We start from the raw sequence: 24,769 nt of genomic DNA, 5'->3' as shown, positions 1-24,769 counted from the left end.
ACTATTAGAAGGAAGTGGGCTCGACCAACCAATAATTTCGTGTGATATCCTTAAGCCAATGCTTAAAGTATCAACCTGAAGGCTCGCAGAAGAAAGCTGATTTTACCCACAAAATATCAAAGAGGTCAACATGGAAAGAGAACAGGACGCTCATATCGTACCCATTAGCAACCAGAGCCGACAGGTGCAGCAATTTTCCGTTGACGAGGGAGAAGAGTTAAGCGCGCAGCCTCAGAAAGGATTGAATCTCAAGCCGTTGTTGAGGACTTTTCAGCGACAAGCCCTAATCATTATTGGGATTATAGGTATAGTAGGCGCTGGAGCTGTTTATCAGATCAAGGGAGGCAAGAAAACATATCAAGGCGATTTTCGGATGCTAGTGGAACCTGTGACAACGGAGGCAAGAATTGCTGACCCCTCTGCCCTAGCAAATCGCAGCGAGGGGGGAGGAGTACCTAATCGAGATTTTTTTAGTTTAGACTACGCAACTCAACTTCAAATTCTCCAGAGTCCTCAGATGCTGTCGGCTATTGTTAAACAAGTCCAAAAACGATATCCAGAAGTTACCGAGAAAATTCTTCAAAAAGAATTAGTCGTTTTGCGGATAGGAGAAGATGAGAGGACGCTGACTAAAATTTTGGAAGTGCGCTTCATGGGGAATGATCCTAAATTAGTTGAGTTCGTTTTACAAGAAACTAAAAAGAAATATTTAAAGTACAGTCTTGATGAACGCAAGACTCGGATTGGTGAAGGTGTTAAATTTATTGAAGACCAGCTTCCGGGACTCAATAAGCGCGTAAACAAGCTGAAATCCGAGTTACAGGTGATACAGGAGCAGCAAAAGATTACCAATCCTCAAGAACAAGGCGCGCAATTAATGGAGCAAGTTCGTACCGTAGAAACTTTAGAGTTAGAAACTCAAAGGCTACTGCAAGAACAGAAAACGCTGTACGCTAACTTGCAAAAACAATTAGATTTTACACCAAATGAAGCTATTGCCGCTTCCGCTTTAAGCGAAGAACCTCAATATAAAGAGTTGCTGACCAAGGTTAAGGAAGTAGAAGGTCAGATTGCTGTAGAAACAGCTCGTTTTAAATCTGCTAACCCTATAGTGGAAGCTTTAGAGCGCAAGCGGGCAAATTTAGTCGCTTTGCTCAACCAGCAAACTGATCGAATTTTGGGGCAAAATTTAGTAGGCACCCAAGCTAATTCTAAAGTTCAAAATTTTCAAAATTCTATTCGCATAGGCTTGATTAAACAATTGGTTGATACTGCTAACCAAGTTGAAGTCTTAGAAGCTCGCCTTCAGGCAATCAGCCAAACTAAAAACAATTTAAACAGGCAAGCAACTGAATTCCCCACCATAGCCCGCCGCTACAACGAACTGCAACAGCAATTAGAAGTAGCCGCCCGCACCCGCGATCAACTTTTAAGCCAGCGGGAAACTCTGCGCGTCCAAGCCGCTCAAAGCCAAGTACCTTGGGAAATAATTTCTGAACCACGGATACCGCGAGATGAGAAGGGCGAGCTGATGACAGTTCCATCGAAAGCTAAAAACAAATTAGTGATGGCAGTTGTTGGAGCGCTAGTTTTGGGTCTGGGAGCTGCTATCCTCATTGAAAAGTTCCGCAATATTTTCTACTGTGCTGATGACGTTAAAGATGCGGTTGATGCACCTTTATTGGGAGCAATTCCTCTTGACAAAAATGCTAGAAAATTGCCGCCTTCTATTGCTAATGCCTATGCTTATCTTGAAGGAAAAGAGGGTAATAAGAAAAATGCTGCGGAATTTATAGAAGCTTTTGACTCTCTTTATACTAATATCCGCTTTCTTTCTTCAAATCGAACGATTAGCTCTTTGGCAATTGGTTCGGCTACAGTTGGCGAAGGCAAATCTACTGTTGCTTTAAACTTAGCTCACGTGGCAGCGCTGGCGGGTCAGCGAGTGCTGCTAGTAGACGGGAATTTACATTCGCCCAGCCTGCACTTGCTCTTGGAACTGCCTAATGTCAAGGGATTGAGCAACTTGCTCGACAATAAAAACGAACCCAATGAAATTATCCAACGATCGCATCTAGCAGATAATCTTTTTGTATTAACTGCCGGTCTCCCGAATCCTGGTACTGCCAGACGGCTGGCATCATCTCAGATGCAGTATTTAATGGAAGAACTTCAGGCAAAATTTGACTTAGTTATCTACGATACGCCGCCGCTGGCGGACAGTAAAGATACGAATTTTTTAGCGGCGCGCACCGATGGCATACTGATGGTTGTAGCAATTCACCAAGTCCCTTTTTCTGAAGTCAAAAAAGTTTTCAGTCAATTAGAAAATTTTGGTATACCATGCTTGGGTACAGTTGCGAATCATGCCCCTAAACGCAAGAAGTATCCAGCATCAAGATCATCAGTTGTTGAAGATAAAAATGAATATTTGAATTTGACACCAGCACCGTCTCGTATCCGCAAACTAGCTCCCAAAAAAGAGTGAGACCCAACAAAGATGACCCCCAAAAAAAGGATACCAGCTCCCGACAGGAGTCATGGAACTCCCAAAATTTTAGACTCTTGTTCAATCTCCTAAATTCGTCTGTGGAGTAAATCGAAAATCTAAAATCGTTCGACTGAGCGCGACTTGACCCTCGCGCTCAGTCGAACCTCTCAGGCCGAAGTCTAAAATCTAAAATCTAAAATCTAAAATTGACTGATGGCGGATTAATTTCCATCCGGGTTGGTAGGAAATGTGACGATAAAATTAGTCCAGCCATTCCTGCTTTCAACCTCAATTTTTCCTTGCAACTGTTCGACAAGTTTTTGAACCAAAGCTAAACCCAAACCTGTACCTCCTTGTTTCCAAGGATCGGCGTTGGGAACGCGATAAAATTTCTCAAAAATTCGAGGCAATTCCTCTATGGAAATGGACGATTGATTGCTGAGTGTAAATTGGATTTCTGAAGCCACAGCACTTGCTTGTCGCGAATTTGTCCTTTGTCCTTCTTGTTCCCAGTCTCCGTTTTTGCACTCAACTTTCAGAAAAATTTCGCCGTCATTGGCAGTATATTTGCAGGCATTGTTGAGGAGCTCGGCTAAAATTCGTCCCAAACTAGCGCGGTTGGAACTGATCGTGGGGAGGTGGCGATCGCACTCTACTCGCAAATCTTGGTGGCGGTCGTGGGCTCGGGTGTAAAACGGGTCGATAATAGTAGGCAGCCAGACTTCTAAGTTTACTGGTTCGAGGTCGATCGGACAAGTTGCTGCTTCGAGCCGCTGCAAATCTAGCAAAGCATTAATCAAATCAGTTTCTCTAGTACATTCTGTTTCTAAAATTTCTAGATAAATCTGGCGCCGATCTAGTGTGGGAGAAATTCTCAGCATATGAATAGCCATTTTTATATTAGCTAAAGGCGTCCGCAGTTCGTGAGAAACGGTGCTGAGAAATTCATCTTTGAGGACGTTTAAATGCTGGAGCTCGTGAACTTTTTGCTGCAATTCGGCGGTGCGTTCTTGGACTTGGCGTTCGAGGTCGGTGTTGAGATTTTGGACTTGCTGATAGAGTTGAGCTTGCTGAATGGCGATCGCGATTTGAGTTGCCAGTTGCAGTAGCAAATCCACTTCCGAAGGTTGCCACTGACGGGATTGGGAACACTGATGGACACACATCATCCCCCACAAATTGCCGTCTTGCAAAATTGGTACAATCAAATAAGCTTTGATTTGCGCTTGCTGGAACCGGGCATATTTTTCGGCGCTCAAACAGGCTTGGTCGAGGTCTGGAACCGCATAAATTTCCTGTTCGATCACGGAAGCAGATTCTTGCCAAATATTATCCGGCATGATTTCTCCCAATATTGAAGGCCAATTATCGGCAACGGATTCTGCCACTACAATGCCGTAATTGCTGGACTCTAAATGCAGGATTGCTACTCGGTCAGCTTGCAAAACCTGGCGGACTTCATCAACGCTGGCGTTGAGAATTTCTTCGAGGTTTAAGGATTGGTGAATCCGCAAGGAAATGTGAGTTAACAGCCGATCGCGCTGCAATTGTTCGTGGAGTTTTGCAGTCCGTTCCCGCACCTGCTGTTCCAGTTTGGCGTTGCGGCTTTGCAGCAGTTCCACTTTTTCGGCTTGCAATTGATAAACCGACTGCTGCAACTGTTTGACAACTCGGTACATTTCGGTGGGATCGAGGACTCTGAGCAAGCTGGTCTGAGTAATAATTCCCAACAGTTCTCCGCGCCCCCCGCACACGACCAACCGCTGCACTTGTTGCTGCTGCATTTCTTTGTGCGCCGTCCATAGGGAATCGGAGGGTTGAAGAAATTGCAGGGGAGTTCTCATGACTTTTTGAGCTGGGGTTTGCTCGAAATTTAGTTCGAGAAACTGTGCCTGCACAATGTCATATTCGGTAATAATTCCCAGGGGTTGGTGAAAGGAATAGTGAAAAATGGAGGTATAGTCATCTTTGGGCTTCTCCATTGTTAATTCTTTGTTTTTTGTAATCACTACGCAACTGACTTGATGCTCTGACATCAGTTCGGTTATGGTCAGCAGCGAGGCGGTGTGGGGCGCTGTAATTGGCGTAGTCATTAATTCTGCTACCCGCCGCAATTTAAGAATGTTTGAAGGCTGCAATACTTGGCGAATTCTTTCCCGTGTCAGCACTCCTACCAAGTGGCGAAATTGATTGACGATCGGCAAATAGCGAATCTTGTGCTGGCGAAATAAGGATAAGGCGGTAAACACGTCTTGGTCATCGGATTCTGTGAGGGAGACCGACACCGGGGACATCACTTCGGAAATTGGTATTTTGTGCAGGGCTACTTTGTGCTGGTTGTCTATTGTGCCAGAAGCTATCAGCCTCACTAGGTCGGCGGGGGTTAATATGCCGATTAACAGTCCGCGGCTGGGGTTGTCGGATAAGTTGCCTGTGGTAATAGTCTGCTGGTTCTCTACGACGAACACGCAGCGGGCCCGCACCTTTTCCGGCGCGGATGTTTCGGTCATCGCCGCCCGGTCTGAGGGTACAGGTGTTTTGACTAGGGGACAACTGTTTTGCAACTGACTCATCAGGGCGATCGCCGCTGCTAAGGAAGTTTCTGGCCCGGCAGTGAGGGGGTAGCGATCGATCGCTTGTTCTAAGGCTGAGGAGTAAAAGGGCGGGTGGTAAAACGGCATAGTTGATTGCAGGTTGTCAGAGGGCGGCTAACTATCGGGCAAAGCCTTAGGGAACGGCAGAAACACCTCGCCTGTGCTTGGGATTTAAATAATAGACTTTCTAATTGATTATTTCTATACAATCTGAGCTTTAGATTAATGGTGTCACTAATCCGGAACCTCAAATCCTTGGGCGGTTTTTACTGCCTGCTTTTCCCCTGAGACTCGCCTATAATCAAAATAACCCGAATGTAAAGTTTTACTACAAGATTTATCCATAATGACAACTTTAAGCTTAGAGCAAATTGCAGCCAAGTTAGAAAGCCAAAATTCCGCCGATCGAATGGTGGCTTTGGCCAACTTGCGGAATGTGCCTGCTGCAGAGGCGGTGCCTTTGATTAAAAAGGTGTTGAACGACGAAAGTTTGCAGGTGCGATCGATGGCTGTGTTTGCTCTCGGGGTAAAACCGACAGCAGAGTGCTATCCCATTCTAGTCAAATTGCTAGAAACAGACCCGGATTACGGCATTCGCGCTGACGCTGCCGGCGCTTTGGGCTATCTGGAAGATATCAGAGCTTTTGATGCTTTGGTGCGGGCTTTTTACGAAGATACTCAATGGCTGGTGCGCTTCAGTGCTGCTGTTTCTTTGGGAAATCTCAAAGATCCCCGGGCCCGCGATGTGCTGCTGAAAGCTCTCGACAGCGAGCAAGTGGTGATCCAGCAGGCGGCAATTTCGGCTTTGGGGGAAATTAAAGATATTGGGGCGATCGATCGCATCCTCAATTTTGCTCAGTCAGAAGATTGGCTGATCCGCCAGAGGCTGGCTGAAGCTTTGGGCAATTTGCCGAGTGTTAAGAGCGTTTCGGCTTTAAAATACTTAGAAAAAGATAGTAATTCTCAAGTATCTAAGGCGGCAACAATTTCTCTCGATCGCCTGTCAAAAGCAGAAGCGTGACCTCAAACTTTTAGTATGTTGAAAAACCCGGTTTATTCAATAAACCGGGTTAATCCGTATTTTAGCAATCTTAATAAAATTTATAGAGTATTCAGTAAAACCAGAATGTATTATTTAAGCCGCGAGGCTAAATCGCAAGTTAAAATAGTTGTCGATCTCCTTTAACCCAAACTAATCATGAATCAAGCGCCCAATCCCTTTAACTCAAATCCCTCCAATCCGCTAGACCCCTTGGAGCAAGAAGTTGACGAACAAGGTGAAGCATTGCCGAAACAGTACCACCCGGCAACTAAAAAAACTCTGCAAAAAGTCTTTATCATCCTGGTAGTTGTTGGGGCAATTATTGGGGGAATTCTATCTATAGGGGTGATTTCGCTGATGCAGAAGGCGGGACTGACAGATGTGCCGGCAAGGGTACAGACTCCGAAGTGAATCGCTTGCTTGAGCGTACCGGAAGCGATCGCCGAGCCTTAATTATAGTATCGTTCAATATCGTGCCCATGTTGCTGGCGCGAAATTAAGATGCGATCGCTCGCCTAGTCCCAAAGAAATCTTAATATTTTCCTTATTTTTTTTGATGCAACTGTGTCTATACAATCAAATTCGGTGCTGTAGCGGCCCGGGTCTAAAACAGTTTTAAATAAACCACACTTATTCTGAGTAAGAGAATGTTACTTATTGCCCTATTTATCGCCACGTTTTTTTTAGCATACTCCAATGGTGCTAATGATAATTTTAAAGGCGTGGCGACACTGTTTGGCAGTCAGACGACGAACTATAAAACAGCAATTGGTTGGGCAACGATCACAACTTTTGCAGGTTCAGTATTTTCTATTTTTTTAGCAGAAACGCTGGTAAAAAGCTTTTCGGGAAAAGGGCTAGTTCCAGACGAGATCGCCAATGGCTCAGATTTTCATTTGGCAGTCGCGATCGCTGCGGGTTTAACCGTTATTCTTGCTACCTTAACTGGATTCCCTATTTCCACAACTCACGGTCTTACAGGTGCTCTTGTTGGTGCAGGTTTAGTAGCAATTGGTAATCAAGTTAATTTTACTGCTTTGCAGAAAAATTTTCTAATGCCTTTGTTGCTGAGTCCCATGATTGCGATTTTATTAGGATCTTTAATTTATGGGCTGTCTCGCTACCTGCGAGTTTATTTAGGAATCCAGAAAGAATGGTGTATTTGCGCTGGTCAAACTCAAGAAATTATTCCCATTCCCCAGCCCGATGCAACTAACATACTCAAGTGCATCACAACCGCTGATGTCGCGGTAGATTCTTTAGATAAATGCACGCAAAGGTACCTGGGGAATTTCTTACAAATCCCCAGCCAAAAGTTAGTGGATGTTTGCCATTTTATGAGTGCGGGAATCGTCAGTTTTGCCAGAGGATTGAACGATACGCCGAAAATTGTTTCGCTGATGTTAGTCGGTCAATCAATATCAGTTCAGTGGGGAAGTTTGGCAGTAGCTTTGGGAATGGCGATCGGCGGTTTATTGAATGCTAAAAAAGTTGCAGAAACCATGAGCAAAAAGCTAACAGCAATGAATACTGGTCAAGGGCTGGTGGCAAACTTAGTGACTGGATTTTTAGTTATTGTTGCCAGTCGTTATGGGCTTCCAGTTTCTACTACCCATGTTTCGGTAGGTTCAATTTTTGGTGTTGGATTGATTTCAAAAAAAGCTAATGTGCGCGTTTTCTATCAGATTCTACTATCATGGATTTTGACCTTGCCCATTGCTGCGGCAATCAGCGGCTGTGCTTACTGGGTGTTGCATCGCTAAGAGAATTAATCGTTAGTCCTAGAAGATAAAGAGTTCGCAGTTGATTTGGGATGGCCATCAAAGGATAACCATATCAAATCTAACGGTAATAACAAGAAATCGCGCCGGGAGTTGTTGAATAAAAATTTAAGGGTAATTTATGGTTAAAAATTCTACGATCGCGCCGCCTGTTGCAGATAAATCGATCGCTGCTGGCTTTCACGCTCTTTCCGATCCTTTGCGGCTTCAGATTTTGGGGTTGCTGCGGGAACAGGAGTTGTGCGTGTGCGATTTGTGCGATCGACTTTCTGTCCCTCAGCCTAAACTTTCTTTCCACCTCAAAACCCTAAAAGAAGCCGGTTTAGTTCGCAGCCGCCAAGAAGGGCGCTGGATCTACTACAGTCTCAATTTAGCTCAGTTTGTCGCCCTCGAACAGTACCTCGCCGAATACCGCCGTTTCAGCCAGATCCTGCCGGCGCGCCCCTGTTCCGAGGCGGGTTAACCCATCAACATTTCTTAATCACTCAAATACTGATATCGCTTGTTTGAAGATTGACATATCAAGTTTTCTTGATATGATGGAATGGAACAAATTAGTTGAGAGCGATGGATGCAACAGCTCAGAGGTTAGCTTGTGCTCGCCCCGATTGTAGGCGAGAGGCGATCGCGGAATTTCTAGGTACATTTATTTTGGTTTTTGCAGGCACCGGTGCGGTGATGGTTAACAAAACTAGCGCTGGTTCCGTAACTCATTTAGGCGTCAGTTTTGTATTTGGTGCAGTAGTATGTGCCATGATTTACGCCCTAGGACACATCAGCGGTGCACACTTTAATCCGGCCGTAACTTTAGGGTTTTGGGCGAGCGGTTTTTTCCCAAAATATAAAGTTTTACCTTACGTTTTAGGGCAGTGTGCGGGTGCAATCGCAGCTTCTCAAGTGCTGCTAATTACCCTAGGAAAAGTAGCAAATCTCGGTGCAACTATCCCTCTCAACGGTAACTGGTTGCAGTCTCTAATTTTAGAAACAGTTTTGACCTTTATCTTAATGTTTGTTATCCTCGGTTCAGGACTTGACAGGCGCGCTCACATCGGGTTTGCAGGGATAGCAATAGGCTTAACTGTAGGCTTAGAAGCTGCATTTATGGGGCCGATTACCGGAGCGAGTATGAATCCGGCACGCTCTCTCGGCCCGGCTTTAGTTGGCGGAATTTGGGAACACCACTGGGTTTACTGGGTTGCTCCTATTTGGGGGGCACAATTAGCAGTCGCAGTTTATCGGGAAATATCTAACGGATTTCGGGATTTTAAGTGAAAGCATTATGGCAAATTTTACGCACAAACCGAGAATTTTGTTTCTATACGGCTCGTTAAGAGAGCGTTCTTACAGCCGCTTGTTGGCGGAAGAAGCAGCGAGAATTATTGAGGATTTCGGTGCAGATGTTAGGTTCTTTAATCCTCTAGAATTACCGATTTACGGCAGCGTTCCCGATACGCATCCGAAGGTTCAGGAATTGCGGGAATTAAGCCTGTGGTCTGAGGGTCAAGTGTGGTCGAGTCCAGAAATGCACGGCAATATTACCGGCATTATGAAAAATCAAATTGACTGGATTCCTTTAAGCATTGGGGCTGTCAGACCGACTCAAGGCAGAACTTTGGCGGTGATGCAAGTCAGCGGCGGTTCCCAGTCTTTTAATGCTGTCAATACTTTGAGAATTTTGGGCCGCTGGATGCGGATGTTTACGATTCCGAACCAGTCTTCGGTTGCGAAAGCTTATCAGGAATTTAATGAAGATGGGACGATGAAGGATTCGCCTTATCGCGATCGCGCGATCGACGTGATGGAGGAACTGTACAAGTTTACCTTGCTGTTGCGGGAGCAAACCGACTATTTGACCGATCGCTACAGCGAACGCAAGGAACAAGCAGCTAAAGAGGCGATCGCCCTAGCAAATCGCGCCCTTGAATTACCGGGCGCTTAGAAACCGCCGACACCCCGACAACAACCCATAACCAACAACTAACAACTAACAACCAACAAAAACCATGAAAAAAGTAATGTTTGTTTGCAAAAGAAACTCCTGCCGATCGCAAATGGCAGAAGGATTTGCTAAAACCATCGGAGTCGGCAAGATTGGAGTCACCAGTTCCGGGTTAGAATCAAGCAGAGTTCATCCGACAGCAATTCAAGTCATGTCAGAAATCGGCATTGATATCACAGATCAAACATCAAACCCATTAAGCGAATTCAATGCAGAAGACTACGATGCAGTAATTTCTTTGTGCGGCTGCGGTGTGAATTTACCCGAAGCGTGGGTATTGCGAGAATTGTTTGAAGATTGGCAACTCGACGACCCCGACGGACAACCCCTCGAAACTTTTCACCGCGTTCGAGATGAAATTAAAGCACGAGTTGAAACATTAGTTGACTCTCTAAAGTAAGATTAATAGTCCTACACGCACGAGTGGTCAGAAATCGGGTTTTTTTCTAAGAAGACGCTTTACATCCCGCAAAAACGGCACAAAACCCGGTTTCGTGGGTTTTGATGCGTCCAGAACTATGGGAATTAGTGCTAAATTATGAGAGGCGTTCCGCCGGAACGCCTGTACATTCGTTGCGAGCACAGACCAAAAGGTGAGCACATGATTCAGACAGCAGTCACGCCTTTCAAAAACAAAATTAACTCAGCTTTAACTAAAAAGCAGATTACAGTTTTACAAATTAATCTCGGCAAACGCTGCAACCTCGCTTGCACTCACTGCCACGTAGAAGCTAGCCCGAAACGAACAGAAGAACTTGCCCCGGAAATTTGCGACCAATTAATTGAAATTATTCGCCGCTTTCCTCAAATTAAAACTGTTGACCTCACCGGCGGTGCTCCCGAAATGCTTTACGGTTTTAAACCGCTAGCGGAAGCTGCCAGGGCGGCAGGTAAAGAGGTAATTGTTCGTTCTAATTTGACGATTTACTTTGAAAAAGGTTTTGAAGATATTCCCGAATATTGCGCGCAGCAACAAGTCAGAATTGTGGCGTCGCTTCCCTGCTACCAAGCTGACAATGTGGACAAAATGCGCGGCAACGGTGTTTTTGACAGTTCGATTCGGGCGCTGCAAAAGCTAAATCAGTTGGGATACGGGAAAAACCCAAATTTAACTCTGGATTTGGTGTACAATCCACAAGTGCCGGCAACAGAGAAGTTTTCGCTAACACCGGAACAAGGCAAGTTAGAGGAAGATTACAAGATTTATTTAGCCGAACATTTTGGGATTTTTTTTAATCAATTGTTCGCGATTACTAATTTGCCGGTGGGACGGACTAAGTTTCATTTGGAACATAAGAAACTCCACAAGCCTTATCTGGGGTTTTTGGAGGATAATTTTAATCCCGGTACTCTGGAACATTTAATGTGTCGCAACGAATTGTCGATCGACTATTTGGGCAATGTCTACGACTGCGATTTTAACCAAATGGAAAATCTGCCGGCGAAAACTGGCCGCGGAGAAAAGATAACGGCTGCTAAATTGCTCGAATCTGGGAGTTTAGATTTGATTCAAGAGGTGCAAACTGCTGCTTATTGTTATGGATGTACGGCAGGTTGCGGTTCTAGCTGCGGCGGTAGTTTGATTTAATTTAAGGGAAAGTTGCGCTTTATTACAGAGTATTGCAGCGCTAAAGCGCAACTGCCAAGCTTAGGGTGTATGCAATTTAGACTGGGGAGTTTAGGTAATGAATGATTCGCGATCGCCCGGTGAAAACCCGCCAGCATCAAACAGGTGGAAGCTGATTTTAGGGATTGGTTTAGCTGTGGCTTTAATTGCAGCTACCAGGTTTTTTAACTTTCAAGGAATTCTGAAAAATGCCTTGGAGTCGATCGCGAGTCTCGGCCCTTGGGGCCCGGCAGCTTTTATTCTAATTTACATTGTCGCAACGGTTCTATTTATCCCCGGTTCTTTGCTGACTCTCGGTTCTGGCGTTTTGTTTGGAGTCGTTGGCGGTTCTGTTTGTGTTTCCATCGGCTCGATTTTAGGCGCAACTTGCGCTTTTTTGGTAGGGCGGTATTTAACGCGCGACTGGGTTTCCAAACAGATAGAGGGCAATCAAAAATTTAAGGCGATCGACTCCGCAGTTGCTTCTGAAGGATGGAAAATTGTGCTGCTGACGCGACTTTCTCCCATTTTTCCGTTTAATTTGCTTAACTATGCTTTTGGAGTCACCCAGGTATCTTTAAAAGATTATTTTTTGGCATCTTGGATCGGCATGATTCCTGGAACTGTGATGTATGTTTATATCGGTTCCCTGGCCGGGAGTTTGGCTGCACTCGGATCTAGCGGGCGATCGCGCACTACTGCTGAGTGGACTCTCTACGGCATTGGTTTGGTAGCAACGATCGCCCTCACCGTTTATGCAACCCGCTTGGCAAAAAAAGCTTTAGACGAAAAAATTTCCCCTTGAAACCACAGCGCAAATTAGTAAAATTGTCAATAAGTATTTACCTCTACCTTATAATACATGGCTAATTTAAAAAACTCCGTGTTTTCTCTGTGTTATTTATAATTATTTTGTTATACAAACGAGATAGATATTAAAGATATCGTAAAGCTGTTACCTCAATTAGGTAAACCGAAGGTCAAAATATAAAGCTGATGCCAAAATAGAAGGCAAGCGTGCGATCGGAATAAGAATTGTTTGCAGTCAGGAATGCAAGTCATACCATTCTAAATGTAAGATTTGAGATTTGAGATTGGAATGACTGATGCCTACCAGGGTTGGGAACACCGCCCTACAATTGCATTATTTTTCTGAAACTGCTCTCACGACTTGGCTGATATTAATTCTGCCGAATGACCATTACCGTTTGATGAATTTGATTCGGAGAGAACATTTGATGATGCAAAACCCAGCAAATCAAGCCGGATCTGTGTCTGCGCCGCCGCCACACCAAACAAAAAAGCTGCGCCACTTTTGGGACAACATCTGCAATTCTGCTCAATCGCAGTGGCAGCAAGCGCACAGTCTTTGGCAGCACAGACGGCAGCGCCGCCATTTGCTGACCCTGCTAATTCTGGGCACCACCGCTTTAACCATTAGCACAACTGCTTGCATCAGCTATTTTTTTGTACGCGGACTAATCCTGGACAATTTAAAGCAAATAGCACTATTAAAACTAGAAAAAGGCACCGATGAAATCGACCGCTGGCTCAGCAGCCGCAAAGCAGAAATAGAAACCATTGCTTACGATCCTACGGTTGGCACTCTCAATTGGCAATTAGTCGAGCCCCGGTTACAAGGAGAAATATACAGATTAAAAGAGTATTTCGTCCTGTCATTAACTCAACCCGACGGCTTATTTATCAACACTTTAGGCCACCGCGCGAACAGCAAAGACCGCCAACACTTTCAAAAAGCAATGGCCGGGCAGCTCAACGTTTCCGATCCGCTGATCGGCCGCAGTACAAAAGTTTCTACGATTATTATTTCAGCTCCTATTTGGGCCTTACCTCCCGCTCCCAATCAAGTAATTGGAGTCCTCTCAGGCAGCATTAAATTAGACCGAGTAACATCTGTCGCTAACAGCTTGCTGTACGGTTCCGACAGTTATGCTTTTGCGCTCAATTCACAAGGAGTGCCAATTGTTCATCCCAACAATAACTTAATCGGAAATATCGACCAGGAGGCCCCAAGCTTTTTACAGTCAAAAGACCCCGCTCTCTCCACAATTGCGCGGCAGATGATCGACCGCCAGACGAACATCAAACTGGTAAAAATAGATAACAAATGGGTGTATGTGGCCTATGCTCCACTCAAGGAAGTTAACTGGTCAATGGCTTTAGTAATTCCCCGTGAAAATATTGAATCCCAACTGCAAGCATTAAATTTGCTGACCTCCGTAGTAGCCGGACTGCTCATCCCGGCAATGCTAGCAGCAATTTGGCTAATTTACTCGTCCGAAAACAATCGCGCTCAAGCGGAGCGAGAAGCCATGCTCAACCGGATTGCCGGACGCATTCGCGCTTCCCTAGAATTAGACCAAATTGTGCAAAGTACAGTCGAAGAAATAGTAAGTTTGCTGCACCTAGAACTGGCGGCTTTTGGTTGGTATAAACCGCAAGAAAAAACGTTACAAATCCTATGGGAATGTTGCCCATCTGATTCTCCCACACAAGGCATAAAGTTTGAGCCTTACTTTCTCGAAAATGTGTTAGTACGGAGTGGTCAAGGCGAACCAATTATTCTTTCGATGGACACTTGGGCGAAGGGTGTAACTCAACCGCCCGAACTTAAAGCTAATAGCTATTTAGCCGTACCTGTCCAGACTCAGAATCAACCGCAGGGTTATTTAATTTGTAGCCACGCTACTCATTGGCTTTGGAGCCGGGAGGAAATCCAACTGTTAAAAGCTGTAGCAGACCAATTGGCGATCGCAATTACTCAAGCTCACCTTTACAGTCAAACCCAAGACCAAGTAAAACTGCTTAATAGTGCCTTAAATGAACTGAAAAAAACTCAAACTCATTTAGTGCAGAACGAAAAAATGTCATCCCTCGGTCAAATGGTGGCTGGGATAGCGCACGAAATCAACAACCCCGTTAACTTCATTTCAGCTAATTTGCCTCACACCAGCAAATATACTAAAGATTTATTAGAGTTGGTGAGTTTATACAAAGAAGCCTTCCCAGAGGTTCCCCAGGAAATCGCAGATTTTAGCGAAGAAATCGAGTTAGAATTTATCGAGGAAGATTTGCCGCATATATTGAATTCTATGAAAATAGGAACCGAACGCATTCGCAGCATAGTTCTTTCTTTACGAAACTTTTCTCGCCTGGATGAATCTGACAAAAAGCTAGCGGACATTCACGAAGGTATAGAAAATACCTTGCTGCTGCTCTCCAACCGCATTAAAAATAGAATTTATATAGTCAAGAAATACGGAAAAGTGCCTTCAGTCGAGTGCTATCCCTCTCAGCTCAATCAGGTGTTTATGAACTTGCTGAGTAATGCGATCGATGCCTTGAACGAGATCGATCGCCTGGATAAAATTATTACTATTTCCACGGGAGTAGTTCGGGAACATGGCGCTAAATTTCTGAAAGTGGCGATCGCCGACAACGGCCCCGGCATTCCCGACAGCGTTAAAGACCAAATTTTTAACCCATTTTTTACTACTAAAGAGGTGGGCAAAGGCACGGGTTTGGGGTTGGCAATTAGCTACAAAATTGTAGTAGATGGACACGGTGGCAGCATCACAATTTCTCGACCTCCTGGCGGGGGTACGGAGTGTTTGGTAAAAATTCCTATTACTAACGAGAAGTAATACAATTTGAGATTGGAGATTTGAGATTTGAGATTTTAAAATGCCCGATCAAACAATCTTTTTAAGCTGGTATATAGTTGCATTTTTTGGAAAAACTGGTATAAGAAGGAAGTGGAAAGGAAGCCCACGGATTTTGTAACGGAGGTAAGGGCTAGAAGGAAGAGGGAAGAGGGGGTAAACAGTTTTAATTAATGCTAAGTTGACGGCCGTTGGCTAAAATTAGAAGAGTTTTTGTTAAAGGTGTTTTATGGCTGTTGGCAAGGATACAATTTTCGAGCGCTTTTTGTCGCCCCTGGTTCGACTGGCGATCGACGAAGAAGCACTGAAACGACTATACGAAGGTATCGACTGGGAAACAGCGGGCGATCGCTACCGACAACCCGATTTAGTTTATCCCGAATATTACACCAGCCAAAACTTTCACGGCATTAAACGTGGCTACCTCAACCCCAGTGCCGCCGTTTCCTACGATCCCATCACGCAATATATTTTGCCTCCCCATGAAACAGTCGTCAGGCAAGGCTTAATTGACGCTGTGCGGGTGAAACCGCGCCGAATTATCGATTTGGGATGCGGCACCGGTTCGACAACGCTCATGCTCAAGCAGGCTTTTCCCGCAGCGGAAGTTGTCGGGCTGGATTTGTCGCCTTATATGCTGGTAGTTGCCGACATGAAAGCGCAAAAAGCCGGCTTAAATATCCAGTGGTTGCACGGAAATGCCGAAAGCGTTGCTTTCCCCGATGCCAGCTTCGATTTAGTCGCAGCTTCCTTGCTATTTCACGAGACGCCACCTGCTGTATCGCGGGCAATTTTGCGAGAAAGCTTCCGACTGCTGAAGGTTGGGGGACAAGTGGCAATTTTGGACGGAAATCAAAAAACTTTGCGGCAAACAGAGTGGCTGACTGATATCTTTGAAGAGCCTTATATTAAGTCTTACGCGGCTGGCAGCCTCGATGCTTGGGCGGGGGCGGCTGGATTCGCGGCGGTGCAAACTCACGAACACTGGTGGGTAAATCAGGTGACGCAGGGCGTGAAACCTTTGCCTGGGGAAGATTTGGAACAGGCAAATGTGGCGAGGGGGTGGAATTGGGGCGATCGAACTCCTGATTTTGATGGCGATTTACCGGGCATTCCAGCTCCCGCTTGATTTACAGAATAACCACCGACTGGAAGTCGGGGCTACACAAATAAAGTCCGCCTTCGCGGACTGAATAATAACTAATAACTAATAACTAATAACTCCTAACTCCTAACTCCTAACTAATGACTCTAAAAGCTGTTTTATTTGATTTTAATGGCGTGATTGTTAATGACGAGCCGATTCACGAGAAAATCATCGCTCAATTGATGCTCGATGAAAATCTCCAGCTCAAACGTGGGGAGTTTCGAGAAGTTTGTTTGGGAAGGAGTGATCGCGCTTGCATTACCGAACTGCTCAAGCGCCGAGGACGATATCTAACAGAAACATATCTCGATCGACTGCTGCAGCGCAAGGCAGAAGCTTACAAAGCTCAAATAGATACTTTGGAGAAACTGCCGATTTATCCCGGTTTGGCAGAATTTATTGATAAAATTCGGGTTGCCGGACTGAAAATGGCCGTAGTTAGCGGGGCAATGCGATCCGATATAGAATTGGTGTTAGATCGGGCCGGTTTGGCAGCAAACTTTGAGTTAATTGTCGCAGGCGACGACTTGACGGCGAGCAAACCAGCACCGGATTGCTATTTATTGGCTGTGGAACTTCTCAACCAGAAATATCCCGACTTTAACCTGCAACCGATGGAGTGTTTGGCGGTGGAAGATACTTTTGCGGGGATTGAAGCAGCGAAAAAAGCGGGGATTCAGGTTGCGGGTGTGACTCACACTTACCCGTTTCACATGATCCAGCGCCAAGCTAATTGGACGGTGGACTATTTTGCTGATTTAGAGTTGGATAGAGTGGCGGCACTTTGCTCGATCGCCCCCACTGAGCCGGCCGCAGAAAACTCTTGACCTTTTTAGCAGTTACGTGCTAGTGTAAGTGACGGTCTGCGAACGTGAGAGCCAGCAAGACCTGTAAGCCTTTTAGATTCGGCAATCCGGCATCTAAAATGCTAAATTAAAACTCAATCAGGGGAATTAGCTCAGTTGGTAGAGCGCTGCGATCGCACCGCAGAGGCCAGCGGTTCGAGTCCGCTATTCTCCATAAATCAGGGGCATTACTACAGGTGACGATCGTACTCAAAGCGAAGTGCGATCGTCACCTGCTTTGATACTCGCCTATGAGTGTGCGATCGACTCAGTTGCTGCCTAAGTTTTAGCATCAATAACCTGTGGAGAGCGAGAAACCCGCTTTCTATTTTGTGCGATCGACCCGGTTGCTGCCTAACTGGTAGCATCAATAAGATAATTTATGTAAAGAAACCGAGTTTCTAATTACACACTAATTGCTGAAAAGACGTATTTTGGTGTCTAAACCCGGTTTCCCAAAAAAATCCGGTAAGCCCGTGATCCCCACCCTGATGTCATCAGTCAATCTAAAATCTAACAAGGTATCACTCCGGTTTCGGCCGCAGTTGCCCTCAATCCCCACAAAACATTCATTTTCTCAAAAACAATAAGTTTTGTAGCTAAAAATACAACAGTCTGCTGAAGCGAGTCTTAATATCAAGTCGCTATGTGTTATTATTCTCAATCATCTGACTCATCTATTCAAGAGTAACAAGAAAAAATGACAAAGCGATTCGATCGGCGGAAATTTATTTTATACAGTTCTGCTACCCTAACATCAAGTTTATTTCTCAAAGCTTGTAGAACTCCAACTCCAACAGCAACTCCCGCCGCTTCTCCCACATCAACAGGAACTACACCAGCAGCAGCCGGGGGCGGAAACACGATCAAAGTAGGAATTTTACATTCCTTGAGCGGCACGATGTCAATCAGCGAAAAAAGCGTTGTCGATGCCGAACAATTAGCGATCGAAGAAATTAATAAAGCTGGTGGCGTCCTCGGAAAACAAATCGAAGCAGTCGTAGAAGATGGCAACTCAGACTGGCCGACTTTTGCCGAAAAAGCAAAAAAATTGATCGACCAAGATAAAGTTGTCACCGTCTTCGGATGCTGGACTTCCGCTAGTCGCAAAGCAGTATTACCGGTATTTGAAGAAAAAAATCATATGCTCTGGTACCCCGTACAATACGAGGGTCAAGAGTGTTCCAAGAACATCTTTTATACCGGGGCGGCGCCCAACCAGCAAATCGAACCAGCAGTTGACTGGCTGCTAGAAAATAAAGGGAAAAAATTCTTCTTAGTCGGGTCTGACTACGTTTTCCCCCGCACGGCAAATACCATTATCAAGGCACAGCTAGCAGCCAAAGGCGGCGAATTAGTTGGGGAAGATTACATTCCTTTGGGCGGGACAGAAGTCACGCCAATTATTACTAAAATTAAGGCAGCTTTACCAGACGGCGGCGTCATTTTCAATTCCCTCAACGGCGACAGCAACGTAGCATTTTTCAAACAGTTGCAGGGTGCAGGTTTGGGGCCGGACAAATATCCGTCAATGTCCGTCAGTATTGCTGAAGAAGAAGTAAAGGCGATCGGCGTAGAATATCTTAAAGGCCATTACGCCGCCTGGAATTACTTCATGACTGTGGAATCTCCGGCTAATACAAAATTTGTGCAAGCTTTCAAAGCAAAATACGGCAACGATAGAGTGACTAACGACCCGATGGAAGCAGCTTATATCATGGTTTACCTGTGGAAGCAAGCCGTCGAAAAAGCAGGGACAGCCGACGATTTGGAAAAAGTGCGGGCAGCAGCTTTGGGTCAAACCTTTGATGCACCGGGGGGCACAGTAACGATGGATGTTAACCATCACCTTTCTAAATTTGTGCGCTTGGGCGAAGTGAGAGACGACGGTTTATTTAACATCGCTTTTGCTACACCAGAAGCAGTGAAGCCGGTGCCTTGGAATCAATTTGTCGCTGAAACAAAAGGCTTTGCTTGCGATTGGTCAGACCCCGCAAAAGGTGGCAAATTCAAAGCTTGATAAGTAGGTAATACCAATTTTTTTAACGTTGGTAACGTATCTTCGATCCCCCCTAGCCCCCCTTAATAAGGGGGGGAAAAGAGCGTTCTTGCGTCACCCCCTATTCCCCTTAATCAGGGGGAACTGGAGTCTTCAAAGTCCCCCTAATTAAGGGAGATTTAGGGGTATCGAGAGACTCACTCTAAGCATAATTTATAGAAAACTTGACGCTTAAGTTGACACCAACGGGGTAAAATCCGCCCCTAATTATCCGCGAACAAAGTTAACCCACTTGATGCAGGAGTAACAAAAGTGGCGATATTAGATGGTTTATTTAACGGTATTAGCATCGGCGCAGTTTTACTAATTGCAGCCCTGGGATTAGCGATTATTTTCGGGCTGATGGGCGTAATTAATATGGCTCATGGCGAGTTGATGATGCTGGGGGCTTATACAACTTTCGTGGTGCAAAATGTATTCAAAGGTATCGGAGGATTTGCTTTTGAAACCTATATTTTATTTGCAATTCCCCTAGCTTTTTTAGTAGCTGCATTAGTAGGATTAATTCTCGAACGCGGAGTGATTCGCTATCTTTACGGGCGGCCGCTAGAAACTCTGCTGGCAACTTGGGGTGTAAGTTTAATTTTGCAGCAGTTTGTCCGCAGCGTTAGTTGGGTGTTGGTAATTGGGATTGCGGTGTTTTGTTTGCTGTTTTTTGGCGGTTTGCGGTTGCTGAAATCTCGCCTGGATTTCGATCGCATTCGCAGCAAAATTATCGCCCTAATTTTGCCTTTATCTTTGGGTATTTCCTGGGCGGTGAGCGCCTTTTTAGGGCAAACTTACAAACTGGCAGTAACTCAACCTTGGTTTGGCGCTCAAAACGTGGATGTAACTGCACCGCAATGGTTGCGGGGCGGCATACCGCTGGGCAATTTTCAGTTGCCCTACGCCCGAATTTTTATTATTGTGCTGACAGGAATTTGTTTGGCGGGAATTTACCTATTTTTGCAAAAGTCTGTGTGGGGATTGCGGATTAGATCCGTGACACAAAATCGCAGCATGAGTGCGTGTTTGGGAATTCCTACCGAACAAGTAGACGCGCTGACTTTTGCTTTGGGTTCGGGGTTGGCAGGTGTGGCTGGGTGCGCGATTAGTTTGATTGGTTCGGTAGGGTCAAATACCGGACAAAATTATATAGTCGATACGTTTATGGTGGTGGTTGTGGGCGGTGTCGGCAAGATTGTGGGGAGTGTAGTTGCTGCGATCGCGATCGGCACTGCAAATTACCTGATCGGTTCGGGAACCTTAGCATTAATGTTCGCTCCCGTCAAGCCTTTAGCCGACTTCTTCACATTTTTCGCCACAACCAGCATGGCAAAAGTAATGGTATTCGCCTTAATTATGGCTTTTCTGCAAGTGAAGCCGGGAGGGATTTTCCCGCAAAAAGGGCGGACGGTAGAAAATTAAAAATTACAACTGCGAGTGTACCGAAAAATGCAGAAAACACATCAAAAACCCTGGCTAAAAGAAGCGATAATTGTCAGCGCGATCGCCCTCACATTCATCTTACTCATCCCAGGAATACTCCCCGACGTTCGGCTCAATCAATTGGGGCGATTTTTAGCACTAGCAATTGCCGCCCTCGGCATAGACTTGATTTGGGGATACACGGGTTTGCTTAGTTTAGGGCATGGAGTGTTTTTTGCGATCGGCGGTTACGCTTTCGCCATGTACCTAAAATTGCAAATTCCCCCAACCGCCAGCAGTCAATTGCCAGAATTTATGAACCTCTACGGCGTTACCGAACTCCCCTGGTTTTGGCAACCATTTTATTCATTTCCTTTCTCAGCATTAGCAGTAGTTCTCATCCCCGCCATCTTGGGCGCACTTTTAGGTTATTTAGTCTTCCGCAATCGAATTCGAGGCGTTTACTTTTCAATTCTCACTCAAGCAGCAACCATTGTATTTTTCAACTTCTTTAACGGCCAGCAAAAACTGATTAACGGCACCAACGGACTCACCGACTTTAAAACCCTGTTCGGAGCCACAGTAAATGACCGAGATACTCAATATATTTTCTACATTCTCACCATACTCTTTCTAGCAGCAACTTACGCCCTCTGCAGATGGCTGACCAGCGGGCGTTTCGGCCGCCTGCTAGTAGCCATTCGCGACGACGAAGTGCGCCTGCGTTTCTCAGGTTACAATCCCACAGGCTACAAAGTTTTAGTCTTTGCTATTTCTGCCGGTTTAGCCGGGATTGCAGGCGCATTATTTACCGTACAAACCGGAATTATTTCACCAAAAGCAATGGATATTGCCTTTTCAATTGAAATGGTAATCTGGGTCGCAGTGGGAGGTCGCGCCACATTATCGGGAGCAATATTAGGAGCGCTGCTAGTCAACTTTGGCAAGAGTTTTTTGAGCGAACAATTTCCCGAAGTGTGGCTATTTTTCCAAGGCGCGCTATTTTTAATAGTAGTAACAGTCCTGCCCGACGGCATAGTCGGATGGCTGCAAGATCAAAGTTTCGACCAAATCCGCAGCTTGTTCAGAAAACCGAAGTACGTATCTACTTACCCCAGCCTGGAACAAGACCCCCAAGTGCAGCTCGAAAAAGAAGAACTTGAACATTGAGTGCCAAAATATCGTGTACTTTATAAGTAGGTGGAAATAAATTAATTTCACTTGCAAGAGACAAACAAAGCAATCACAATAGACTGGGGAAAAGCTGCGTTTCTATCGGAGGAGACGCAATATATATATCCACCTACTTAGATATCCCTAGCAAACAGCTTCGTTTTTTAACTTAAGGGGAAACATATGGCAGATATTATTGACTACAAAATCTACGGCGACGATTTGCAACTCATCGAGATTGAACTCGACCCCAAAGAAGGCGTCAGGGCTGAAGCTGGAACCATGACATACATGGAAGGCGACATCCAAATGCAAACATCCACAGGCGGGGGCTTATTTCAAGGTTTCAAACGGATGCTGACAGGAGCGGGTTTTTTCATTACCACCTTTGTCAACGCCGGAAATCGCAAGGCCCGCGTCGCTTTTGCCGCCCCCTATCCGGGTAAAGTAATTCCCCTCGATTTAGGCCAACTTGGCGGTAAATTTTTGTGTCAAAAAGACTCATTTCTCTGTGCGGCCAACGGGATTGAAATTGAGGTAGCTTTCACCAAGCGACTCGGTGCCGGTTTCTTTGGCGGAGAAGGTTTTATTCTGCAAAAATTGCAGGGTGACGGGCTAGCTTTTGTTCATGCGGGAGGAACAATAGTTGAGAAAAATTTGGGAGTTGGCGAAGTGTTGCGAGTAGACACCGGCTGTTTAGTAGCTTTTGCAGCGAGTGTAGATTACGATATTCAGTTTGTTGGCGGGTTTAAGAATGCTTTGTTTGGAGGTGAAGGCTTGTTTTTGGCAAAGATGACTGGGCCGGGAAAAGTATATGTGCAAAGTTTGCCACTCTCGAAGTTAGCTGAACGGATTTTAGCTGCTGCTCCACCTCCTATTTCGAGCAGTTCTAGCAGTTTTAGTTGAGAAGAAACTGCTAAAAAAAAGTATAAAGTATGGTGCTACGGCAGGGTATAAAATCTGCTAAACCAAGGAGAAATTTTCTCTCCGTACCTACAAAAGGTATCAGTTGTTATCCATTAGTGAGTTAATTGCTAATTATGAATGGCAAAGTATTAGAAATAGAAAACTTGACTGTTAGTTTTGATGGTTTTAAAGCCATTAACGGTTTAAATTTCAGCATGGATGCGGGCGAACTACGAGTTATTATTGGACCCAATGGTGCGGGCAAAACAACTTTTCTCGATTCGATTACCGGGAAAGTGCAGCCGACAGAGGGCCGGGTGTTATTTAAGGGACAGAATTTATGTAAGCTGTCCGAAGATAGGATTTCGCGCTTGGGAATTGGTCGCAAGTTTCAGACGCCGCGAGTTTACTTGAATTTAACGCCACGCGAAAATTTGGAATTGTCTTGCAGCCGCCATAAAAATGTTTTTTCGACTTTGTTCAAGCCTGCTTCTGCTGCTGAAAAACGCACGGTTTCCGGTTTGTTAGAAACAATTGGTTTAGTTGCTAAAGCTGATATTTCGGCGGGTTTGCTTTCTCACGGGGAAAAGCAATGGTTGGAAATAGGAATGTTGGTGGCTCAATCTCCTGATTTGTTGTTGGTAGATGAACCTGTGGCTGGTTTGACGGATGAGGAAACGATGTTAACTGGAGAGTTGCTGATTTCGTTGGCGGAAAGTCATTCGGTGTTGGTAATTGAACACGATATGGAGTTTGTGCGGCAAATTGCGCGGCAGGTTACGGTTTTGCATCAGGGTGCGGTTTTGTGTGAGGGAACTATGGATGAGGTGCAAAATGACGATCGGGTAATTGAGGTATATTTGGGAAAACCGGAGGAGTAAGAAGAAGGAAGTTCGGCAACGGATTGTGTAACGGATGTAACGGATGTAAGGGATATCAGGAAGAAGGAAGTTCGGCAACGGATTGTGTAACGGATGTAACGGATGTAACGGATGTAACGGATGTAAGGGATATCAGGAAGAAGGAAGAAGGAAGAAGTTATTTGTTAGTTGCTACTAATTTCAGGCACAATTACCAATTAAAAACTATGCTACAAGTCTCTAATTTGAATGTTTATTACGGCGAAAGTCACATTTTGCGCGATGTCGATTTAAGCGTCATGTCGGGGCAAATGGTTTGCTTGATCGGCCGCAACGGTGTGGGCAAAACTACTATGCTAAAAACGATTATGGGGTTGCTGCAACCGCGCAGTGGCACTATTGCTTTTGGGGGAGAATCTATTGCTTCTAAGTTGACTCACCAGCGGGCTAGATTAGGCATTGGTTATGTGCCTCAAGGGCGTGAAATTATTCCACGTTTGACGGTTAAAGAAAATTTATTGTTAGGTTTGGAAGCGAAACCAACCAAAATCAAAAATCCTGAAGTTCCTGATGAAATTTTTGATTTATTTCCTGTTTTGAAAACTATGCTCGATCGCCTGGGGGGTGATTTGAGCGGGGGACAGCAGCAGCAGTTAGCTATTGCTAGGGCTTTGATGGGTGAGCCGCAGTTGCTGGTTTTGGATGAACCTACGGAGGGGATTCAACCATCGATTATTTTAGATATTGAAGCTGCGGTGCGCCGTGTGGTTGCGACTAGGGGAATTGCTGTTTTGTTGGTGGAGCAACATTTGCATTTTGTGCGGCAAGCTGACTGGTATTATGCTATGCAAAAAGGCGGAATTGTGGCTTCTGGAAGCACTAGCGAGTTAAGTGATGAGGTGATTCAGAGGTTTTTGGCTGTTTGAATAGAATTGAAGGAAGGCACGATACGGATTTTGACGATGACAGCGATCGCCTCAAAGAGCAAGAAGGGCAAGCGTTTAGATTTGAAAAATGGCTTATTCGTCTGGGTTCGCTTGGTATTCTGCGATCGCAGTTTGGATTTCCTCGGCGGACACATTTGCTTGTTCTGATTTCGAGCTGGGGGGGTGACAAAGAGGTCTACGAGATAGACTGTATAAGGGTTGCGGCCCGCATACCTTGTTGATAAAAGCT

22 protein-coding genes and 1 tRNA gene are annotated in these 24,769 nt (G+C 45.2%); 20 read left to right on the top strand and 3 right to left on the bottom strand.

The features are described 5' to 3' along the window. The first annotated feature begins 130 nt into the window (after positions 1-130). Complete coding sequence (locus tag QUA77_RS05980; protein ID WP_333036492.1) at positions 131-2,488, top strand: polysaccharide biosynthesis tyrosine autokinase; 2,358 nt, start codon at positions 131-133, stop codon at positions 2,486-2,488. 224 nt (positions 2,489-2,712) lie between these two features. Here QUA77_RS05980 and QUA77_RS05975 read toward each other — a convergent pair whose 3' ends face one another. Continuing rightward, positions 2,713-5,172: a CBS domain-containing protein gene (locus QUA77_RS05975; RefSeq protein ID WP_333449547.1), complete on the bottom strand. Its 2,460-nt coding sequence runs from the start codon at positions 5,170-5,172 to the stop codon at positions 2,713-2,715. Positions 5,173-5,431: 259 nt separating this feature from the next. Here QUA77_RS05975 and QUA77_RS05970 point away from each other — a divergent pair, with 259 nt between their 5' ends. The 13 genes from QUA77_RS05970 to QUA77_RS05910 all read left to right on the top strand — a co-directional run bounded on the left by QUA77_RS05970 (position 5,432) and on the right by QUA77_RS05910 (position 17,363). Beyond that, a complete protein-coding gene (locus tag QUA77_RS05970) occupies positions 5,432-6,106 on the top strand; it encodes a HEAT repeat domain-containing protein (RefSeq protein WP_333062888.1) in 675 nt (224 codons plus the stop codon). A 177-nt stretch (positions 6,107-6,283) separates the two neighbouring features. Beyond that, entirely contained in the window at positions 6,284-6,538 is a 255-nt protein-coding gene (locus tag QUA77_RS05965) for a hypothetical protein (protein WP_333330615.1), read from the top strand. 236 nt (positions 6,539-6,774) lie between these two features. After that, entirely contained in the window at positions 6,775-7,890 is a 1,116-nt protein-coding gene (locus QUA77_RS05960; protein ID WP_333449546.1) for an inorganic phosphate transporter, read from the top strand. 139 nt (positions 7,891-8,029) lie between these two features. Then, positions 8,030-8,371, top strand: a complete 342-nt coding sequence (locus tag QUA77_RS05955) for a metalloregulator ArsR/SmtB family transcription factor (protein ID WP_333449545.1) — start codon at positions 8,030-8,032, stop codon at positions 8,369-8,371. 104 nt (positions 8,372-8,475) lie between these two features. Next, entirely contained in the window at positions 8,476-9,180 is a 705-nt protein-coding gene (locus QUA77_RS05950; protein ID WP_333449544.1) for an MIP/aquaporin family protein, read from the top strand. 7 nt (positions 9,181-9,187) lie between these two features. Next, a complete protein-coding gene (arsH, locus tag QUA77_RS05945; RefSeq protein ID WP_333449543.1) occupies positions 9,188-9,847 on the top strand; it encodes an arsenical resistance protein ArsH in 660 nt (219 codons plus the stop codon). Positions 9,848-9,911: 64 nt separating this feature from the next. Continuing rightward, positions 9,912-10,307 carry an arsenate reductase, glutathione/glutaredoxin type gene (gene arsC / locus QUA77_RS05940; protein ID WP_333036474.1) on the top strand — a complete coding sequence of 132 codons (396 nt, stop codon included), beginning with the start codon at positions 9,912-9,914 and terminating at the stop codon, positions 10,305-10,307. Positions 10,308-10,508: 201 nt separating this feature from the next. After that, entirely contained in the window at positions 10,509-11,495 is a 987-nt protein-coding gene (gene arsS / locus QUA77_RS05935) for an arsenosugar biosynthesis radical SAM (seleno)protein ArsS (RefSeq protein WP_333036472.1), read from the top strand. 97 nt (positions 11,496-11,592) lie between these two features. Beyond that, positions 11,593-12,318: a TVP38/TMEM64 family protein gene (locus QUA77_RS05930; RefSeq protein WP_333036470.1), complete on the top strand. Its 726-nt coding sequence runs from the start codon at positions 11,593-11,595 to the stop codon at positions 12,316-12,318. 301 nt (positions 12,319-12,619) lie between these two features. After that, positions 12,620-15,178 (top strand): ATP-binding protein, encoded by a 2,559-nt coding sequence (locus QUA77_RS05925; RefSeq protein ID WP_333036468.1) that lies wholly within the window; start codon positions 12,620-12,622, stop codon positions 15,176-15,178. A 247-nt stretch (positions 15,179-15,425) separates the two neighbouring features. Next, positions 15,426-16,325 carry a class I SAM-dependent methyltransferase gene (locus tag QUA77_RS05920; protein WP_333449542.1) on the top strand — a complete coding sequence of 300 codons (900 nt, stop codon included), beginning with the start codon at positions 15,426-15,428 and terminating at the stop codon, positions 16,323-16,325. 116 nt (positions 16,326-16,441) lie between these two features. Beyond that, positions 16,442-17,170, top strand: a complete 729-nt coding sequence (locus tag QUA77_RS05915) for an HAD family phosphatase (RefSeq protein WP_333449541.1) — start codon at positions 16,442-16,444, stop codon at positions 17,168-17,170. A 120-nt stretch (positions 17,171-17,290) separates the two neighbouring features. Then, a tRNA-Ala gene (locus QUA77_RS05910) sits at positions 17,291-17,363 on the top strand. Between the two features lie 16 nt (positions 17,364-17,379). Here the strand turns inward: QUA77_RS05910 and QUA77_RS05905 are convergent. Further along, on the bottom strand, positions 17,380-17,559 hold the full coding sequence (locus tag QUA77_RS05905) for a hypothetical protein (protein WP_333449540.1): 180 nt from the start codon (positions 17,557-17,559) through the stop codon (positions 17,380-17,382). A 329-nt stretch (positions 17,560-17,888) separates the two neighbouring features. Between QUA77_RS05905 and urtA the strand changes: the two genes are divergently transcribed. The 6 genes from urtA to urtE all read left to right on the top strand — a co-directional run bounded on the left by urtA (position 17,889) and on the right by urtE (position 24,519). Beyond that, positions 17,889-19,208, top strand: coding sequence for an urea ABC transporter substrate-binding protein (urtA, locus tag QUA77_RS05900; RefSeq protein WP_333140595.1), 1,320 nt, complete (start codon positions 17,889-17,891; stop codon positions 19,206-19,208). A gap of 291 nt (positions 19,209-19,499) precedes the next feature. Then, positions 19,500-20,654, top strand: coding sequence for an ABC transporter permease subunit (locus QUA77_RS05895; RefSeq protein WP_333449539.1), 1,155 nt, complete (start codon positions 19,500-19,502; stop codon positions 20,652-20,654). Between the two features lie 27 nt (positions 20,655-20,681). Then, positions 20,682-21,824, top strand: coding sequence for an urea ABC transporter permease subunit UrtC (gene urtC, locus QUA77_RS05890; protein WP_333449538.1), 1,143 nt, complete (start codon positions 20,682-20,684; stop codon positions 21,822-21,824). 186 nt (positions 21,825-22,010) lie between these two features. Further along, positions 22,011-22,733: a TIGR00266 family protein gene (locus tag QUA77_RS05885; protein ID WP_333449537.1), complete on the top strand. Its 723-nt coding sequence runs from the start codon at positions 22,011-22,013 to the stop codon at positions 22,731-22,733. Positions 22,734-22,867: 134 nt separating this feature from the next. Further along, positions 22,868-23,614: an urea ABC transporter ATP-binding protein UrtD gene (gene urtD / locus QUA77_RS05880; protein WP_333449536.1), complete on the top strand. Its 747-nt coding sequence runs from the start codon at positions 22,868-22,870 to the stop codon at positions 23,612-23,614. 206 nt (positions 23,615-23,820) lie between these two features. Further along, entirely contained in the window at positions 23,821-24,519 is a 699-nt protein-coding gene (urtE, locus tag QUA77_RS05875) for an urea ABC transporter ATP-binding subunit UrtE (protein ID WP_333449582.1), read from the top strand. Here urtE and QUA77_RS05870 read toward each other — a convergent pair. Further along, positions 24,498-24,769: hypothetical protein (locus QUA77_RS05870; protein WP_333449535.1), on the bottom strand; the 272-nt coding region annotated here is incomplete at its 5' end. The genes urtE and QUA77_RS05870 overlap by 22 nt on opposite strands.

The organism is Microcoleus sp. K5-D4, from assembly GCF_036704575.1.
Taxonomy (GTDB): Bacteria; Cyanobacteriota; Cyanobacteriia; order Cyanobacteriales; family Microcoleaceae; genus Microcoleus.
The sequence above is the reverse complement of the archived record's forward strand: the minus strand, read 5'-3'. Positions and strand labels throughout refer to the sequence as shown.

Coding starts and splice junctions, on each gene's coding strand:
- QUA77_RS05970 (WP_333062888.1), top strand. CDS start 5,432: ATGACAACTTTAAGCTTAGAGCAAATTGCAGCCAAGTTAGAAAGCCAA.
- arsH (WP_333449543.1), top strand. CDS start 9,188: ATGGCAAATTTTACGCACAAACCGAGAATTTTGTTTCTATACGGCTCG.
- QUA77_RS05960 (WP_333449546.1), top strand. CDS start 6,775: ATGTTACTTATTGCCCTATTTATCGCCACGTTTTTTTTAGCATACTCC.
- QUA77_RS05925 (WP_333036468.1), top strand. CDS start 12,620: ATGCCTACCAGGGTTGGGAACACCGCCCTACAATTGCATTATTTTTCT.
- QUA77_RS05980 (WP_333036492.1), top strand. CDS start 131: ATGGAAAGAGAACAGGACGCTCATATCGTACCCATTAGCAACCAGAGC.
- arsS (WP_333036472.1), top strand. CDS start 10,509: ATGATTCAGACAGCAGTCACGCCTTTCAAAAACAAAATTAACTCAGCT.
- urtE (WP_333449582.1), top strand. CDS start 23,821: ATGCTACAAGTCTCTAATTTGAATGTTTATTACGGCGAAAGTCACATT.
- QUA77_RS05975 (WP_333449547.1), bottom strand. CDS start 5,172: ATGCCGTTTTACCACCCGCCCTTTTACTCCTCAGCCTTAGAACAAGCG.
- arsC (WP_333036474.1), top strand. CDS start 9,912: ATGAAAAAAGTAATGTTTGTTTGCAAAAGAAACTCCTGCCGATCGCAA.
- QUA77_RS05930 (WP_333036470.1), top strand. CDS start 11,593: ATGAATGATTCGCGATCGCCCGGTGAAAACCCGCCAGCATCAAACAGG.
- QUA77_RS05920 (WP_333449542.1), top strand. CDS start 15,426: ATGGCTGTTGGCAAGGATACAATTTTCGAGCGCTTTTTGTCGCCCCTG.
- QUA77_RS05965 (WP_333330615.1), top strand. CDS start 6,284: ATGAATCAAGCGCCCAATCCCTTTAACTCAAATCCCTCCAATCCGCTA.
- urtC (WP_333449538.1), top strand. CDS start 20,682: ATGCAGAAAACACATCAAAAACCCTGGCTAAAAGAAGCGATAATTGTC.
- urtA (WP_333140595.1), top strand. CDS start 17,889: ATGACAAAGCGATTCGATCGGCGGAAATTTATTTTATACAGTTCTGCT.
- QUA77_RS05955 (WP_333449545.1), top strand. CDS start 8,030: ATGGTTAAAAATTCTACGATCGCGCCGCCTGTTGCAGATAAATCGATC.
- urtD (WP_333449536.1), top strand. CDS start 22,868: ATGAATGGCAAAGTATTAGAAATAGAAAACTTGACTGTTAGTTTTGAT.
- QUA77_RS05885 (WP_333449537.1), top strand. CDS start 22,011: ATGGCAGATATTATTGACTACAAAATCTACGGCGACGATTTGCAACTC.
- QUA77_RS05950 (WP_333449544.1), top strand. CDS start 8,476: ATGGATGCAACAGCTCAGAGGTTAGCTTGTGCTCGCCCCGATTGTAGG.
- QUA77_RS05915 (WP_333449541.1), top strand. CDS start 16,442: ATGACTCTAAAAGCTGTTTTATTTGATTTTAATGGCGTGATTGTTAAT.